A 15,274-nucleotide genomic window follows, 5' to 3' on the forward strand; every position below is an offset into this window, starting at 1 on the left:
GGGTGGGCCTCTGATGGAATGGCTCGTGCCGGTACTGATCGTCGTCGGGGTGATCCTGCTCGTCGGCATCTACCTGTGGGCGACGTACAACTCGCTGGTGCAGCTCAACGTCCGCGTCGACGAGGCCTGGAGCGGCATCACCGTGCAGCTCAAGCGCCGAGCCGACCTGATCCCGAACCTCATCGAGACGGTCAAGGGCTACGCCTCGCACGAGAAGGCGGTGTTCGAGAACGTCACTCGGGCTCGCGCCGAGACGCTGTCGGCGAGCGGACCGGGCGAGGCGGGCATCGCCGAGGGACACCTCCAGCAGGCGTTGCGCAGTCTGTTCGCGGTGGCGGAGGCATACCCGCAATTGCAGGCGAGCCAGAACTTCCTCCAGGTGCAGCAGGCTCTCGTCGACACCGAGGACAAGATCCAGGCCGCTCGTCGTTTCTACAACGGCGGCGTGCGCGAGCTGAACACCAAGATCAAGGTCTTCCCGAACAACCTCTTCGCCAAGGGCCTCGGCTTCACCGAGCGCGAGTTCTTCGAGGTCGCCGACAGCGGCGCCATCTCCGAGCCGCCTCGCGTCCAGTTCTGAGTTCCGCTGCTCGCTGCGGCGTTCGCAGTCACGGGCATCGACGTCACCACACGGTGAGTCGCCTCCGGTTCTGAGTTCCGCTGCTCGCTGCGGCGTTCGCAGTCACGGGCATCGACGTCACCACACGGTGAGTCGCCTCCGGTTCTGAGTTCCGCTGCTCGCTCCGGCGTTCGCAGTCACGGGCATCGACGTCACCACACGGTGAGGTCGATGCCCGTTCTCGTGCGGTCGACGTCGCCACGAACAGACCAGTTCTCCGTGCGATAGGTCTCGGTGCGCGGAGCGCCGTCCTGGCCGGTTCCGGTGACCGTAGCGACGAGCGCGCCGCCCTCGGCGACGAAGCCGTCGTCGGAAAGGGTGATCTGCGGCATCCGCTCGATGCGGAACCGGGCGTCGGTCACCGTCGAGAACTCGGCTCCCCAGGGAATGCGGATCCCGCACGATTCCGGGACCGTGCCGTTCGGCGCGCCCGTCGCCGTGCACTGTTCGAGGTGTTCGTCGAGTTCGGCCTGTGCGGACGCGAGCAGATCGAGCGTCTCGCTCGGTGACGGGGTCGGACGCGATGACGCCTGCGGGGTCGGGGGAGCCGTCGACCAGACGATCGCGGTGACCGCGAGGACCACGATCACCAGCACCCCGCCGCCGAAGAGCCACCGCGCGCGCCGCGTCACGGCGTCGCCTCCCTGGCGTGGACGTGTCGGCGCACCGATGACCCGGGCACTGCGCTGAGGGCACTGTGCAGGGCGTCCGCAGCGGTTCCCCAGCCCGAGACCGAGACGTGCTCGAGGCCCTGCCAGGACGCCGCCCGCACGAGCTCACCCGCGATGTGCTCGGCATCGGCCGCGGCATCCGCCTGTGGCTCCCACCAGGCCGACTGTACTTGCAGGGTGGACGTCGCCCTCTCGGCCTTGAGGTCGACCCGGGCGACCACCCGGTCACCGACCAGCACCGGCAGCGAGTAGTAGCCGTAGCGCCGCTTGGCGGCGGGGACGTAGATCTCGATGCGGTAGTCGAGGTCGAAGGCGCGGAGCGCGCGGTCGCGGAACCACACCACCGGGTCGAAGGGAGTCAGCAGGGCGGTGGCCTCGATCCGCCGGGGGAGTACGGCGTCACGGTGCCGCCAGGCGGGCAGCGCGCGGCCGCCGCTCTCCCATCCGCGCACACGGACGGGCAGCAGCTCGCCCTCATCGACGAGGTCGGCCACAGCGCGGGAGATCGTCGCGCGGTCACGGATGCGGTAGTAGTCCGCGAGATCAGCCATCGTCGCGACGCCTGAGGAGCGTGCCGCGCGTCTGATCAGCTCACGGATCGCGTCGTCGTATGAGACCTCCCGCGAGCGGATGCCGTCGGGGATCACGTGCTCGGCGAGCGCGTAGGTCCGCTCGAAGCCCTTGCGTCCGCTGATGGCCACGTCACCCGTGCGCCACAGGTGCTCCAGAGCGAGCTTCACGTCGTCCCAGTCCCACCATGTGCCGCGCTCGCGAGGGGCATCGGCCCGCAGATCCGCGGGGCGCAGCGGCCCCTGCGCGCGCAGCTCGTCGAGGACCCAGGCGATCGTCTGGGGATTCTGGCCCGCCCACGACTCGGGGTCGGACCCGCGGCGGCGGAACCTCTCCATGCGGAAACGCCACAGCGGCCAGTCCTCGAGGGGCATGAACGTCGCCTCGTGCGCGAGGTACTCCACGTAATGGGTCGTGCGCGAGAGGAAGATCCGGTCGAGGAGTGCGGGATCGTAGGCGCCGAGACGGGAGAAGAGCGGCAGGTAGTGCGAACGGGCGAACACGTTGACCGAGTCGATCTGCAGCACGCCGAGGCGATCCATGACCCGGTGGATGTGACGCGTCGACGGGGTCGTCGGCCGGGCGCGCGAGAACCCCTGCGCGGCCAGGGAGATGCGACGCGCGTGCGCGGGACTGAGTGTGTCGGTCACCCGGCCAGCGTATCCAGGGTCGCCGACATCGGGCGGGCCCGACGCTGTCCGCGACCCGCGTCATCTTGCCTCTTCGCGTCGGGCTGACGGAGCCGGGCGCCGTAGACTTGGGCGATGAGCGAAGAGCAGCGTCCGCGGCTGAGAGACCTCTTCCGGCCGCGCCCGATCTCGACCGAACGCACGGTCACGACAGCGGCCGACGAGGCGGTTCCACGCGGCCTGCGCATCAGCGCCGCCTACGCCTGGCGTCTGCTCCTCATCGCGGCCGTGGTGGCCGGGTTCATCTGGATCGTCATCGAGCTCAAGCTCCTCGTGATCCCTCTCATGGTCAGCATCCTCATCACCGCGCTGCTGTGGCCGGCGTTCCAGTGGATGCTGCGTCACCGCTTCCCGCGGTGGGCGGCCGTGGCGATCTCCCTCATCGGAACCATCGCGATCGTCTCGGTGCTGATGTGGCTCGTCGTCTGGCAGGTGCGTCAGCAGCTCCCCGATGTGCAGAAGCGCAGCGCCGACGCGGTCGAGCAGTTCCGTCAGTTCCTGCTCGACGGTCCGCTGCACCTCAGCGAGGCGCAGATCCAGGGGTACATCGACCAGGGCCTGAAGATCGTCAACGAGCAGGCGCAGACCCTGCTCAACGGCGCTCTCGCAGTCGGCACGACGGCCGCGCATGTCATCACCGGCGCAGTGCTCGCCCTCTTCATCCTCATCTGCCTGCTCGCCGACGGCGGCCGGATCTGGCGCTGGACGCTGCGCCTGTTCCCGCGCGCGGCGCGCCCCGCGGCGGACGCCGCAGCGACCAACGGATTCGCGACGCTCGTCAACTACGCGCGAACGCAGCTCTTCGTCGCCGCGATCGACGCCGTCGGCATCGGCGTCGGCGCCGCTCTGCTCGGCGTCCCGCTCGCCATCCCCGTCGCCGTCCTCGTCTTCCTCGGATCGTTCGTCCCGATCGTCGGTGCCGTCGTCACCGGAGCGATCGCCGTGCTGCTGGCCCTCGTCTACAACGGCCCCTGGATCGCCCTCGCGATGCTCGGAGTCGTCCTCGCCGTGCAGCAGCTGGAGGGGCACATCCTGCAGCCCATCATGATGGGATCGGCCGTCAAGGTGCACCCGCTCGCCGTGGTGCTCGTGGTGGCCGGAGGCTCGATGGTCGGCGGCATCCCCGGGGCGCTGTTCGCGGTGCCCCTCGCGGCGTTCGTGAACGTCGCCGCGGTCACCATCAGCACCGGGTCGTGGCGCACAGGCGATCAACCGGACGCCGACCTGATCTGGAGCACAGTCCCGCGCGAGCGGACACGGAGGAATCGATGAGCGCAGTCCCCAGCCTGACCGAGTTCGAGCACGCCGCTCAGAGTCTGGCTGAGGTGATCATGCACACGCCGACCCTGCCGTCGCGTGCGCTGACCGACGTGCTCGGGTCGCCCGTGCTGCTCAAGATGGAGAATCTGCAGCGCACGGGATCGTTCAAGATCCGAGGAGCCGCGTACCGCCTCTCGCGGCTCAGCGCCGAGGAACGCGCCCGTGGTGTCGTCGCCGCATCGGCCGGCAACCACGCGCAGGGGGTGGCCCTCGCCGCCCAGGCCCTCGGCATGTCCGCGACGATCTTCATGCCGATCGGCGTCCCGGTGCCGAAGCTCCTCGCCACGCGCAACTACGGCGCGGACGTCGTCCTCGAGGGCGAGACCGTCGCGACCTCCCTGCGGCTCGCCGCCGAGTTCGCCGAGCGCACCGGAGCGGTGCTGATCCACCCCTTCGATCATCGCGACATCGTGATCGGCCAAGGCACGCTCGGCCTCGAGCTGCTCGACGACGCCCCCGACGTCGACACCATCGTGCTCGGGATCGGCGGCGGCGGCCTGATCGCCGGCGTCGCCGCGGCCGCCAAGCTGCGCGCCGCCGAGCGCGGAAGGACGGTCCGGATCGTCGGCGTGCAGGCCGAGAACGCCGCCGCGATGCTGCCCTCGCTCGAGGCGGGGCGCCCCGTCGACATCGAGACGCGCCCGACGATCGCCGACGGCATCCTCGTCGCGCGCCCCGGAGCGATCCCCTTCGACATCATCAAAGACCTCGTCGACGAGGTCGTCACGGTCTCCGACGACGATCTGGCGCGAGCGATCCTCATCCTGCTCGAGCAGACCAGGGTCGTCGCCGAACCGGCAGGCGCGGCGGGTGTCGCGGCCATCCTCGCCGGCAAGGTGCACTCGTCGGGCACGACGATGGCCGTGCTGTCCGGAGGCAACATCGACCCCCTGCTGCTGCAGCGCGTCGTGTCGCACGGCCTCGCGGCCTCGGGCCGCTACCTCACGATCCGCATCCCGCTGCCCGACCGTCCTGGCCAGCTGGCACGGGTGTCGGAGCTCATCGCCGAAGCCGGTGCCAACGTGATCGAGGCCATGCACACGCGACACGGTCACGGGTTGCAGATCAGCGACGTCATCCTCGAGCTCAGCGTCGAGACGCGCGGGCCGGAGCACTCCGACTTCACACTCGAGACCTTACGGCGCGAGGGCTTCCTGCCGATGGTCGTGCCTGACTGATCTCAGCTGACACCCGGTGACGCCGTTCGCGCAGGATTCCCGCCTCAGGTGCCGGCCGGACGCGTCGACCGGATGCACTCACGACGAAGGCCCCGTCCGATCGGACGGGGCCTTCGTCGTGTCACCGATCAGCCGGTGTAGGTCTCGACGTTGACGATCTCGACCGAGATCGAGCGGCCGTTCGGGGCCTCGTACGACGACTTCTCGCCGACCTTGAGCCCGAGGATGGCCTGTCCGAGCGGGCTCGCCTCGCTGTAGACGTCGAGGTCGCTGCCCGCGGCGATCTCGCGGCTGCCGAGCAGGAAGACCTCTTCGCCGCCCGCGACGACCGCCGTGACGACAGTGCCCGGTTCGACGATGCCGCGGCTGGCCGGAGCCTCGCCGACCTTCGCGGTCTTCAGCAGACCCTCGAGGGTACGGATGCGGGCCTCCTGCTTGCCCTGCTCGTCCTTCGCGGCGTGGTAGCCGCCGTTCTCCTTGAGGTCGCCCTCTTCGCGGGCGGCCTCGATGCGCTTGGCGATCTCCTCGCGACCCGTCGTCGACAGGTGCTCCAGCTCGGCGACGAGTCGGTCGTAGGCTTCCTGCGTGAGGAAGGGAACCTGAGCGTCAGTAGACATGACGAAGCTCCTTCATTCGGTATCCGCCGACGTCCTGCGGGGGATATGCCAAGACGCCCCGGCACGGTGCCAGGGCGTCGTCTGTCTGCCCCAGAGTCTAGGCGACCCAGCAGCTGTTCACCAAACCCGTGGTCGCCGCCGAGACGGTGGGAACGGTGGCCGAGAGGGCCTGGGCATGGGCGTCTGACGCCGGGATCTCCACGACCTTCCAGCCGACCACTCCGAACTCCTCGTCGAGCGCCTCGACCACGCACACGACGTCTTTGCCCTGCGCGCCGGTGATCTGGAAGCGCACGTCGACCGTGTGCTCGTCGACGAGGTCGAAGCCCAGATCGTCCGAGTCGACGTTGTTCATCTGCTCGGTCACGATCGACCAGCCGAAGGCACCCACGAGCAACGCGGCGACGGCGATCAGAACGATCCACGGCGCTCTCCGTCGCCGGGTACGTCCATAGCGGTCGTCGAGCTGCTGTGCGGTCGTCACGGGGCGGGTCTTCCGGTCGTTAGGCTGGTAACTCCAGGTTATGCGACCTGCGCAGGAAAGGCAGACTCCATGCTCGCTCTGACCGAGACCCCGATGCCCACGCCGTCGATGACGGTGGCGCCCGAGTCGGTCACCCCCGGATTCGTCGGCTTCGCCGCCGTCGTGATCCTGCTGGTCGCCGTGATCCTGCTGATCCTCGACATGAATCGCCGGATCCGTCGAGTGCGCTACCGCGAAGAGGTCCGCGAGGAGCTGGATGCCGAAGAGGCAGCGCGCGCCGCAGACGAGGCGACGGAGACGGATGCGGATCTCCCGGAGATCCGCGAGGGCGACGACGACCCCGAGAAACGCTGACTCCGGACGCCCTGCGACCGGCGACGCGGGTCAGGCGCCCAGCGAGGGCGACAGCGGCTCGAGGGCGATCAGCAGGCACGCCGTCCAGTGGCACAGGAACGCCAGCACCGTGCACACGTGGAAGATCTCGTGGAAGCCGAAGTGCCCCGGCCACGGATTCGGCTTCTTCAGCGCGTAGACCACGGCACCGCCGGTGTACAGCAGCCCGCCGATGATCACGAGCACCATCATGGCCGCATTCGCCGTGAACAGATCCGCCATGAACATCACCGCAGCCCAGCCCATCAGCAGGTAGAGGGCGACGTACAGCCAGCGCGGCGCGTGGATCCAGAACACGCGGAACAGGATGCCGACCACGGTGCCGCCCCACACCAGGGCGAGCAGCAAGGTCCCTTTCTCGGGCGGCAGCGCGAGCACGGCCAGCGGCGTGTACGTGCCGGCGATCAGCAGGAAGATGTTGGCGTGGTCGATCCGCTTGAGCGTGATCTTGACCTTCGGGCTCCAGTCGAACCGGTGGTACAGCGCCGAGTTGCCGAACAGCAGCATCGAGGTGGCCATGAACACGGCAGCCGCCCACTTCGCGGCGCCTCCCTGGGCGACGACGATGAGCACCACTCCGGCGGCGATCGCGACCGGGAAGGTGCCCGCGTGGATCCAGCCGCGCCACGTGGGCTTGATCTCGACGTGCGCGTCGTCGGCCGCTTCTTCGAGCAGCGGCAGCTGGGGAAGGTCGGGGGCGGAGGCGTCGGGAGTGCTCACGTGGCTACTCTAAGTGCGTCGCCATTCCGCGGGGCGTACATACCCGGGGAGCCCGGCCGGTGATATATCCGGCATCCGCTCCCGGCCATTCCCGAGCACTGCACGATAGCGTAGGGAGGTGATGTCACGTGAGGGTCAGGGGCGGGGGCCGCTGTACCGCCTCTACACCAGTCGGCTGCGCCGCCACCTCGATCCGGCGTCCGTTCCGCACCACGTCGCCATGATGATCGACGGCAACCGCCGATGGGCGCGGCAGCTCGGCTATGCCACACCGGCCGAAGGGCATCGGGCCGGCGCGGCCAAGATGCGCGAGTTCCTCGCGTGGTGCGACGAGCTCGGCATCCGCGTCGTGTCGCTCTACCTGCTCTCGAGCGACAACCTGCGCAAGCGAGACTCGGCGGAGCTCGCCGACCTCATCGAGATCATCGCGGAGCTCGCCGAGGCCCTCTCGCAGGAGGGCAACTGGCGGGTCAAGCACGTCGGGCGCTCCGACATCCTGCCGCCCGAGCTCGCGCGCGTGCTCGACGATGCGCAGGAGCGCACGAAGGACCACACCGGGCTGCACGTCAACCTCGCGGTGGGGTACGGCGGGCGCAACGAGATCGTCGACGCCGTGCGCAGCATCGTGACGACCCATCAGGCCTCCGGCGGCACGATCGAGGATCTGGCCGCCCATCTCACCCCGGAGATGATCGGCGAGCACCTCTACACCGGCGGACAGCCCGACCCCGACCTCGTGATCCGCACGAGCGGCGAGCAACGCCTCAGCGACTTCCTGCTGTGGCAGAGCGCGCACAGCGAGTTCTATTTCGTCGAGGCGCTCGGCCCCGATCTCCGTCACGTCGACTTCCTCCGCGCGATCCGCGACTTCGCCGACCGCGACCGCCGCTTCGGGCGCTGAACCGCCTCGCGAAGACCCCGTCGCTCCGTTCGCATTCCCGCGCAGGCTCGGGGGCTGACACCGCCACACCGCGCTCGCCGGTCCGTTCATCAACACGTAACGAAATGCTGGCGTGTCGAGCCGACGAAATGTCGGCGGCTGGTCGTAGCTTCTAGGCATCGGGCAAGGCGCCCGTCGAGTCGGCCTCAGGTTCGCGACTCGTGACCCCCTGGTCGACTCGTTCGAATAGCCGGGATTCCCCGGGTCGGGAGTGGGTCGTGACCTCACGTACAGCGCAGCAGTCCTCCAGCCGCACCGCGCAGCAGTCCACCCGTAAGACGACGAGTCGGGCCACGTCCGCAGTCCCTGATCAGGATCTGCGCACCTACGTGCTCGACACCTCGGTCCTGCTGAGCGATCCGCAGGCGCTGTTCCGGTTCGCCGAACACTCCGTCGTCCTCCCGGTCGTGGTCATCACCGAGCTCGAAGGCAAGCGACACGACCCCGAGATCGGATACTTCGCCCGCCAGGCACTCCGTCATCTCGACGACCTGCGCATCGAGCACGGCCGGTTGGATTTCCCAGTCGAGGTGGGCGAGGGCGGAACCCTTCGCGTCGAGCTCGCCAACACCGACACGTCGGTGCTGCCCGCCGGCATCCGTCTCAGCGACAACGACAGCCGCATCCTCTCCGTCGCCATGCACCTCGCCCAGGATGGGCAGGACGTGACGATCGTGTCGAAGGACCTGCCGATGCGCGTCAAGGCCGCATCCCTCGGCCTCCGCGCCGAAGAGTATCTCGCCGAGCAGGCCGTCGACTCCGGCTGGACGGGGATTACCACGCTCGACCTGTCGGGCGACGAGATCAGCGACCTGTACGAGAGCGAGGTCGGCATCAGCGAGCAGGCTCATGGCCTGCCCGTGAACACCGGCCTCATCATCCACTCCGAGCGCGGCTCGGCTCTGGGGCGCGTCACGGGCGACGGCGAGTACCGCCTCGTGCGAGGCGACAGGGACATCTTCGGTATGCACGGCCGGTCGGCCGAGCAGCGCATCGCCATCGACCTGCTGCTCGACCCGGAGGTCGGCATCGTCTCGCTCGGGGGGCGCGCCGGAACGGGCAAGTCCGCTCTCGCCCTGTGCGCGGGTCTCGAGGCCGTGCTCGAACGTCAGCAGCAGAAGAAGATCATCGTCTTCCGGCCCCTGTTCGCCGTCGGCGGCCAGGAGCTCGGGTACCTCCCCGGAGACCAGGGCGAGAAGATGGGGCCGTGGGGCCAGGCGGTCTTCGACACGCTCGGCTCGGTCGTCTCGGGCAACGTCATGGAGGAGGTCGTCGAGCGCGGCCTGCTGGAGGTGCTGCCGCTCACGCACATCCGCGGACGATCGCTGCACGATGCCTTCGTGATCGTCGACGAGGCGCAGTCGCTGGAACGCAACGTGCTGCTGACGGTGCTGAGCCGTATGGGGCAGAACTCCCGCGTCATCCTCACGCACGACGTCGGTCAGCGCGACAATCTGCGGGTCGGACGCCACGACGGCATCGCCAGCGTGATCGAGACCCTCAAGGGGCACGACCTGTTCGCACACGTCACGCTCATGCGTTCGGAGCGCTCGGCGATCGCGGCGCTCGTCACCGAGCTGCTGGAGGGCGGCGAGCTCAGCTAGGGCCGGGAGGTTCCGATCTGCGGACCAGGTCCCGATCAGCTGGCGGGATCGGAAAGAAGTTCCGCGGATCGGGACCTGGTCCGCGAACGGGTCACGCTCGATCCCTGGATCGGGTGAGCGCGGCGAGAATGGCGGCCTGAACGGTGGGCCAGTCGTAGACCACCTGCGCGTAATCGAACCGCAAGGTCTCGAAGCCGAGCGCGGAGGCGGCGGCATCCCGCACATGGTCCTTGTGGCGGTTCGTCATGCCCTCGTGATTCTCCTTCCCGTCCGTCTCCAGGATCACCAGACCTGCGAGAACGAAATCGACCCGACCCACACCGTTGATCATGACTTGACAATCGAGCCCGATGCCGATGACGTGCAGACGGAACCGCAGAAGAGACTCGAGGCCACTGTCGGCGTCGCTGCGCGCGAGATCGATGAGCCAGCGCGATGTCGCCGGCAGCGACTCGCGGATCCGGGTACGTGCGGCAGACGACAGCAGTCCCAGCCGGAGGGCGGACTCGTACGCAGCGAAGAATGCCTCATCCCCGGCGCAGCGCAGGTAGTGCACGAGCGCGGACTCCAGGGGCGCGACGCCCAGCGGTGGTCGCCCGCGACGGTAGTGCGTGACGCACGCACAGTCGGTGTGCAGGAGCGGATGGTGGTCGGAACCGATCCACACGTGGGGTCCCGGCGCCGGCGAGAGTACCCAGATACCCGTCAGGCGAAGGACGCTCACGCAGGTCAGCGCTCCGCCGTGCGCCGTCGCGGCGAGAACGTGCCGGTCGAGCGGTCCCACGGCGAACACACCGTCGCGGATGCGCGCTATGTCGCCGCGCTGGACGGCTCGTGAGAGGGCCCGACGCGTGAAGCCGATCTTCTGCAGGTCGGTTCCCCTTGCGAGGCCGCCCATGCGGCGGATCGTGTCAGCAGCGGAGAGCATGCCCCCACCATGCTCGCTACCGGCGGGTTCGGGTCGCCTCTCCCCAGGAGATCGCTCTCCCGCGGCGTATCCGCACATTGTGCAGGAGAAGAAAAACGCCCCGATCCGCGGACCACGTCCCGATCTGCTGAAGAGTTCTCCGAAGAGTTCGGCGGATCGGGACGAGGCCCGCAGAACGGGGCGCCCAAGCCGGATCAGCCCGGGTGGGTCATCGAGAGCAGGTCGAGCTTCTCGTCGAGCTGCTCGAGGGTGAGGTCGCCACGCTCGACGTAGCCGAGGTCGATCACGGCATCGCGCACCGTGATGCCCTTGGCGACCGAGTGCTTGGCGATCTTCGCCGCGGCCTCATACCCGATGAGCTTGTTCAGGGGCGTCACGATCGACGGGCTCATACCCGCGAAGGCGGCCGCGCGGTCGAGGTTGGCCTGTAGGCCGTCGACGGTCTTGTCGGCCAGCACGCGCGAGGCGTTGGCGAGCAGACGGATCGACTCGAGCAGTGCCGTGCCCATCACAGGGATCGCGACGTTCAGCTCGAACGCTCCGGATGCCCCCGCCCATGCCACGGTCGCGTCGTTGCCGATCACGCGCGCACAGACCATGAGCACGGCCTCGGGGACGACGGGGTTGACCTTGCCAGGCATGATCGACGAGCCCGGCTGCAGGTCGGGGATTTGCAGTTCACCGAGACCCGTGTTGGGGCCGGAGCCCATCCAGCGAAGGTCGTTGTTGATCTTGGTGAGCGACACCGCGATGGTGCGCAGCGAGCCCGAGGCCTCGACGAGACCGTCACGGGCACCCTGCGCCTCGAAGTGGTCCTTCGCCTCGGTGATGGGCAGCTCGGTCTCGGCCGCGAGCAGCTCGATGACCTTCTGCGGGAAGCCGAGCGGGGTGTTGATGCCGGTGCCGGTGGCGGTGCCGCCGAGCGGCACCTCGGCGACGCGGGGGAGCGCCGACTGCACGCGCTCGATGCCGAGGCGGATCTGACGCGCGTAGCCGCCGAACTCCTGACCCAGGGTGACCGGGGTGGCGTCCATGAGGTGCGTGCGGCCCGACTTGACGGCATCCTTCCAGAGCTCTGCCTTCGCCTCGAGCGCGACGGCGAGGTGGTCGAGTGCCGGGATCAGAGTGTCGATGAGCGCCTGGGTGACGGCGATGTGCACCGAGGTCGGGAACACATCGTTCGACGACTGCGACGCGTTGACGTGGTCGTTCGGGTGCACGTTCGCACCCAGGATGCGGGTGGCCAGCGTCGCCAGCACCTCGTTCATGTTCATGTTCGACGACGTGCCGGAGCCGGTCTGGTACGTGTCGACCGGGAATTCGCCGTCGTGCGTGCCGGCGGCGACCTGGTCGGCCGCCTCGGCGATGGCATCGGCGATCGCCCCGTCGAGCGTGCCGAGGTCCTTGTTCGCGAGCGCTGCCGCCTTCTTGATGCGTGCAAGCGCAGCGATCTGCGCCGACTCGAGTCCCTTGCCCGAGATGGGGAAGTTCTCCACCGCGCGCTGGGTCTGCGCCCCGTAGAGCGCGTTCACGGGCACGCGCACCTCGCCCATGGTGTCGTGCTCGATGCGGTACTGCGACTGATCGTCGCTGCGCTGGTCGGTCATTCCGAACCCTCCTTGGTTGCGGGGCTCTGCCCCTCGGTCTCGTTGTCGTCGGTGTCGATGCCGACGGTGATGACGGGCACCGCGGTGCCCTCTGCGAGTCGGTAGTTGGCGCCGACGATGCCCAGTCGGCCCTCGGCCACAGCGTTCGAGATGATCTCGGACGACTGCAGCAGATCGCCGACGGTGTTGCGCAGGTGCTCACGGCCGACGAGCTCGGCGTCGATCTCGTCGACGGTCGTGCCGCCGCTCTCGGCGAGCACCTTGCGCGCGGCGGGCACGATCGGCGCGACGAGCTTCCAGATGTGCGGCGGAAGCGGCTCGGCGTTTATCGCCGTGCCGTCGATCGCGGCTCGCACGGCGCCACAGGAGTCGTGCGCGAGCACCACGATCAGCGGCACTTCCAGCACGGCCACCGCGTACTCGAGGCTCGCGACGATCGACTCGCCCATCACCTGGCCGGCGTTGCGGACGACGAAGAGGTCGCCGAGGCCGAGGTCGAAGATGATCTCGGCGGCGAGGCGGGAGTCGGAGCATCCGAACAGCGTGGCCACCGGGTGCTGCGCGGCCTCGAGGTCACGTCGTCTCGCCACATCCTGATTGGGGTGACGGGGCTCGTCGTTCACGAATCGCCGGTTCCCCTCCTGCATCTGCGTCCAGGCGGCGGCGGGCGTGAGCGGGTGCGTCATGGCTACTCCGAGAGATCGCGGATCTGGGGGACGAGGGTTTCGGCGAGGTCGGCGGTCGACTCGGCGGAGCGCGAGCCGTACAGGAGCACATAGTCGTCGCCCGCCTGCGTGCCGATGGCGTAGGTCACGTTCTGCTTCGCCCCGGCGTCGCCGAGCGCGTAGACATCCCACTGCAGTCCGCCGATCGTCGTCTCATCGGTCGGGGCGATGCCGTTGAGGCGCTGCGGCGCCCAGGACGAGTCGACTCCGAAGGCCTGCGCGAGCTTCACGAAGCCGCGCTCTTTCTGCGAGGCGGGGGCGAGCGTGACGTCCCAGACGGGAGGCGCGCCGTTCGTGAGACCGGCGGCGTTGACGCGCCAGAAGTCGCCGAGATCCGGCACCAGCACGGGTGTGTCGAGCGACGACTCGACGTCGGCGGCGATGCCGACCATGTCGACCTGCCGCTCCGACGCCGGCTCGCCGCGCGGCACGGCCAGCACGATGACGACGACGATCGCCAGCGTGGCGAGGAGCGCGGCGATCAGTCCGCGAACGGTCTGGCTCGATCGGTAGGCCTTGCTGAACTCCGCTTTGCGTGACGCCGTCTCTTCGGGCGTCTCGGGGCGTCCGAGTTCGGCGACGATGGGGGCTCGCTTGTTCACGACTCCGCCCCGTCGGAGGAGTCGGATGCCGCGGCACGGGCGGCCTCGAGACGGCGCTTCGCGCCGAGGAGCCACTCTTCGCAGCGCGCGGCGAGAGCCTCGCCGCGCTCCCAGAGCGCCAGCGACTGCTCCAGGGTGGGGGCTCCCTGCTCGAGCTCCGCCACGACCTTCACGAGCTCGTCGCGGGCGGCCTCGAACGACAGCGTGTCCACAGGGGTGTCGTTCAGCGCACTCACGCCTCCATCCTACGCGGTGCGCACCGGCCGCTCACCCGGCGGGGAGGCGTCGAGCGGGCGCCCCGGGGCTCGCAAGCTTCCGTCCGATCAGTCGTCGCTCTCGGCGATCTCACCCTCGGAGCGCGCGGCGAGCGAACCGCGGTCGACCGTGATGGTGAGGGTGCTGCCCGCGGGGGCATCGGCGGCATCGCGGAGTATCACTCCGCCGTCGAGATGCGCGATCGCGTACCCACGGGCCAGCGTCGCGGCGGGGGAGAGCGCCCGCAAGGAGGCCCGGAGCTCGCTCGTCGCGCGCCCAGCCGCGTCGAGCTGACGCGTGATGCTGTCGCGCCCGCGGGAGAGCATGAGCCATACCTCCTGCGACCGCGAGTCGATGATCGGGTCGGGGGAGCGCAGCGCCGGTCGAGAGCGGAGCTGCTCGAGCTGGGCGATGTCGTGGGTGATCCGCTGCGTGAGACGCGAGGTCGATCGTGAGCGCAGCTGAGCGATGAGCGCCCGCTGCTCGCTGACGTCAGGCACCACGCGCTTCGCGGCATCGGTGGGCGTCGAGGCCCGCAGGTCGGCGACGTCGTCGAGCAGGGGGTGGTCGTTCTCGTGACCGATCGCGCTCACCACGGGGGTGGATGCCGCGGCGACCGCGCGCACCAGTCGCTCATCGCTGAACCCCAGCAGCGCCTGCGGATCGCCGCCGCCGCGAGCGATCACGATCACGTCGACGTCGGGGTCGGCGTCGAGACGGGCGAGGGCGGCGAGAGTGTCGGGCACGCACCGGTCGCCCTGGACTGCGGCGTACTCGGTGCGGAACCGCACCTGCGGCCATCGCAGTTCGGCATTGCGATGCACGTCCTTCTCGGCATCCGACCGCTCGCCGGTGATGAGGCCGATCACGTGGGGGAGGAAAGGCAGCCGCTTCTTGCGCGCCGCGTCGAAGAGCCCTTCCTGGCGCAGCTGCGCCCGAAGCCGCTCGAGGCGCTCGAGCTGATCGCCGAGTCCCACGTGCTTCATGGCCGACACCGCGAAACTGAAGTCACCCGACTTCACGAAGTAGTCGGCCTTGACCGCCGCGACGACATGATCGCCGACGCCGAGGTCGTTCGGGATGCGCGGGCGCACACTCGACCAGATGCGGATCGAGATCTGAGCGTCGGAGCGGGTGTCTTTGAGTCGGGCGAAGATATTGCCGGCGCGGACGTTCCACGACGTGATCTCGCCTTCGACCCACACCGTGTTCCAGCGGGCGACGAAGTCGCGGATCGTGGCATTCAGACGCGCCACCGAGGTGGGGGCCGCGGCCGATGAATCGCGAGGGGCGACGGCATCCGCCGGCGGCGTCTCACCGGGGCGCGTCGACGCTTCGAACACGGTCATCCG

The 15,274-nt window shown here is 69.1% G+C and carries 17 protein-coding genes; 6 read left to right on the top strand and 11 right to left on the bottom strand.

What is annotated here, in order from left to right:
• Positions 1-13 precede the first annotated feature (13 nt).
• Entirely contained in the window at positions 14-580 is a 567-nt protein-coding gene (locus FSY98_RS13110) for a LemA family protein (RefSeq protein WP_050721493.1), read from the top strand.
• A 191-nt stretch (positions 581-771) separates the two neighbouring features.
• Here FSY98_RS13110 and FSY98_RS13115 read toward each other — a convergent pair whose 3' ends face one another.
• Together FSY98_RS13115 and FSY98_RS13120 are read right to left on the bottom strand one after the other, a co-directional pair.
• Positions 772-1,251, bottom strand: a complete 480-nt coding sequence (locus FSY98_RS13115; RefSeq protein WP_144877103.1) for a hypothetical protein — start codon at positions 1,249-1,251, stop codon at positions 772-774.
• Positions 1,248-2,510 carry a winged helix-turn-helix domain-containing protein gene (locus FSY98_RS13120; RefSeq protein WP_144877104.1) on the bottom strand — a complete coding sequence of 421 codons (1,263 nt, stop codon included), beginning with the start codon at positions 2,508-2,510 and terminating at the stop codon, positions 1,248-1,250. The genes FSY98_RS13115 and FSY98_RS13120 overlap by 4 nt, the downstream gene beginning before the upstream one ends.
• Before the next feature lie 114 nt (positions 2,511-2,624).
• Between FSY98_RS13120 and FSY98_RS13125 the strand changes: the two genes are divergently transcribed.
• Both FSY98_RS13125 and ilvA read left to right on the top strand, forming a co-directional pair.
• Complete coding sequence (locus FSY98_RS13125) at positions 2,625-3,821, top strand: AI-2E family transporter (protein ID WP_144877105.1); 1,197 nt, start codon at positions 2,625-2,627, stop codon at positions 3,819-3,821.
• Positions 3,818-5,047: a threonine ammonia-lyase gene (gene ilvA / locus FSY98_RS13130; protein ID WP_144877106.1), complete on the top strand. Its 1,230-nt coding sequence runs from the start codon at positions 3,818-3,820 to the stop codon at positions 5,045-5,047. The genes FSY98_RS13125 and ilvA overlap by 4 nt, the downstream gene beginning before the upstream one ends.
• Positions 5,048-5,175: 128 nt before the next feature.
• Here ilvA and greA read toward each other — a convergent pair whose 3' ends face one another.
• Together greA and FSY98_RS13140 are read right to left on the bottom strand one after the other, a co-directional pair.
• Positions 5,176-5,664: a transcription elongation factor GreA gene (gene greA, locus FSY98_RS13135; protein WP_144877107.1), complete on the bottom strand. Its 489-nt coding sequence runs from the start codon at positions 5,662-5,664 to the stop codon at positions 5,176-5,178.
• 97 nt (positions 5,665-5,761) lie between these two features.
• The gene (locus FSY98_RS13140) at positions 5,762-6,148 is read right to left on the bottom strand and encodes a DUF4307 domain-containing protein (protein WP_144877108.1); all 387 of its coding nucleotides are present in this window, start codon (positions 6,146-6,148) and stop codon (positions 5,762-5,764) included.
• A gap of 69 nt (positions 6,149-6,217) precedes the next feature.
• Here FSY98_RS13140 and FSY98_RS13145 point away from each other — a divergent pair, with 69 nt between their 5' ends.
• Positions 6,218-6,502, top strand: a complete 285-nt coding sequence (locus FSY98_RS13145) for a hypothetical protein (protein ID WP_260857401.1) — start codon at positions 6,218-6,220, stop codon at positions 6,500-6,502.
• Between the two features lie 30 nt (positions 6,503-6,532).
• On the opposite strand, the gene FSY98_RS13150 is transcribed toward FSY98_RS13145, so the two are convergent.
• Positions 6,533-7,261 carry a hemolysin III family protein gene (locus FSY98_RS13150; protein ID WP_144877109.1) on the bottom strand — a complete coding sequence of 243 codons (729 nt, stop codon included), beginning with the start codon at positions 7,259-7,261 and terminating at the stop codon, positions 6,533-6,535.
• Positions 7,262-7,382: 121 nt separating this feature from the next.
• Between FSY98_RS13150 and FSY98_RS13155 the strand changes: the two genes are divergently transcribed.
• Both FSY98_RS13155 and FSY98_RS13160 read left to right on the top strand, forming a co-directional pair.
• Positions 7,383-8,162: an isoprenyl transferase gene (locus tag FSY98_RS13155; RefSeq protein WP_144877732.1), complete on the top strand. Its 780-nt coding sequence runs from the start codon at positions 7,383-7,385 to the stop codon at positions 8,160-8,162.
• A gap of 257 nt (positions 8,163-8,419) precedes the next feature.
• A complete protein-coding gene (locus FSY98_RS13160; protein WP_144877110.1) occupies positions 8,420-9,805 on the top strand; it encodes a PhoH family protein in 1,386 nt (461 codons plus the stop codon).
• A 91-nt stretch (positions 9,806-9,896) separates the two neighbouring features.
• Here the strand turns inward: FSY98_RS13160 and FSY98_RS13165 are convergent, their stop codons facing one another.
• The 6 genes from FSY98_RS13165 to xseA all read right to left on the bottom strand — a co-directional run bounded on the left by FSY98_RS13165 (position 9,897) and on the right by xseA (position 15,271).
• On the bottom strand, positions 9,897-10,733 hold the full coding sequence (locus tag FSY98_RS13165) for a DUF559 domain-containing protein (RefSeq protein WP_144877111.1): 837 nt from the start codon (positions 10,731-10,733) through the stop codon (positions 9,897-9,899).
• Positions 10,734-10,927: 194 nt separating this feature from the next.
• Positions 10,928-12,340, bottom strand: coding sequence for an aspartate ammonia-lyase (locus FSY98_RS13170; protein WP_144877112.1), 1,413 nt, complete (start codon positions 12,338-12,340; stop codon positions 10,928-10,930).
• On the bottom strand, positions 12,337-13,026 hold the full coding sequence (locus FSY98_RS13175; protein WP_144877113.1) for a carbonic anhydrase: 690 nt from the start codon (positions 13,024-13,026) through the stop codon (positions 12,337-12,339). Before FSY98_RS13175 ends, FSY98_RS13170 begins: the two co-directional genes overlap by 4 nt.
• A gap of 2 nt (positions 13,027-13,028) precedes the next feature.
• The gene (locus FSY98_RS13180; RefSeq protein ID WP_186307686.1) at positions 13,029-13,667 is read right to left on the bottom strand and encodes a DUF4245 family protein; all 639 of its coding nucleotides are present in this window, start codon (positions 13,665-13,667) and stop codon (positions 13,029-13,031) included.
• Positions 13,664-13,903 carry an exodeoxyribonuclease VII small subunit gene (locus FSY98_RS13185; protein WP_144877115.1) on the bottom strand — a complete coding sequence of 80 codons (240 nt, stop codon included), beginning with the start codon at positions 13,901-13,903 and terminating at the stop codon, positions 13,664-13,666. The genes FSY98_RS13180 and FSY98_RS13185 overlap by 4 nt, the downstream gene beginning before the upstream one ends.
• A gap of 87 nt (positions 13,904-13,990) precedes the next feature.
• Positions 13,991-15,271, bottom strand: a complete 1,281-nt coding sequence (gene xseA / locus FSY98_RS13190) for an exodeoxyribonuclease VII large subunit (protein WP_144877116.1) — start codon at positions 15,269-15,271, stop codon at positions 13,991-13,993.
• Between the last annotated feature and the right edge of the window lie 3 nt (positions 15,272-15,274).

The organism is Microbacterium sp. 1.5R (genome assembly GCF_007667425.1).
In the GTDB taxonomy this organism is placed as follows: domain Bacteria; phylum Actinomycetota; class Actinomycetes; order Actinomycetales; family Microbacteriaceae; genus Microbacterium.

Bases quoted from the DNA above. Each gene is read 5' to 3' on its own strand.
- FSY98_RS13110 (WP_050721493.1), top strand. From the start codon at position 14: ATGGAATGGCTCGTGCCGGTACTGATCGTCGTCGGGGTGATCCTGCTC.
- FSY98_RS13155 (WP_144877732.1), top strand. From the start codon at position 7,383: ATGTCACGTGAGGGTCAGGGGCGGGGGCCGCTGTACCGCCTCTACACC.
- ilvA (WP_144877106.1), top strand. From the start codon at position 3,818: ATGAGCGCAGTCCCCAGCCTGACCGAGTTCGAGCACGCCGCTCAGAGT.
- FSY98_RS13170 (WP_144877112.1), bottom strand. From the start codon at position 12,340: ATGACCGACCAGCGCAGCGACGATCAGTCGCAGTACCGCATCGAGCAC.
- greA (WP_144877107.1), bottom strand. From the start codon at position 5,664: ATGTCTACTGACGCTCAGGTTCCCTTCCTCACGCAGGAAGCCTACGAC.
- FSY98_RS13145 (WP_260857401.1), top strand. From the start codon at position 6,218: ATGCTCGCTCTGACCGAGACCCCGATGCCCACGCCGTCGATGACGGTG.
- xseA (WP_144877116.1), bottom strand. From the start codon at position 15,271: ATGACCGTGTTCGAAGCGTCGACGCGCCCCGGTGAGACGCCGCCGGCG.
- FSY98_RS13165 (WP_144877111.1), bottom strand. From the start codon at position 10,733: ATGCTCTCCGCTGCTGACACGATCCGCCGCATGGGCGGCCTCGCAAGG.
- FSY98_RS13175 (WP_144877113.1), bottom strand. From the start codon at position 13,026: ATGACGCACCCGCTCACGCCCGCCGCCGCCTGGACGCAGATGCAGGAG.
- FSY98_RS13125 (WP_144877105.1), top strand. From the start codon at position 2,625: ATGAGCGAAGAGCAGCGTCCGCGGCTGAGAGACCTCTTCCGGCCGCGC.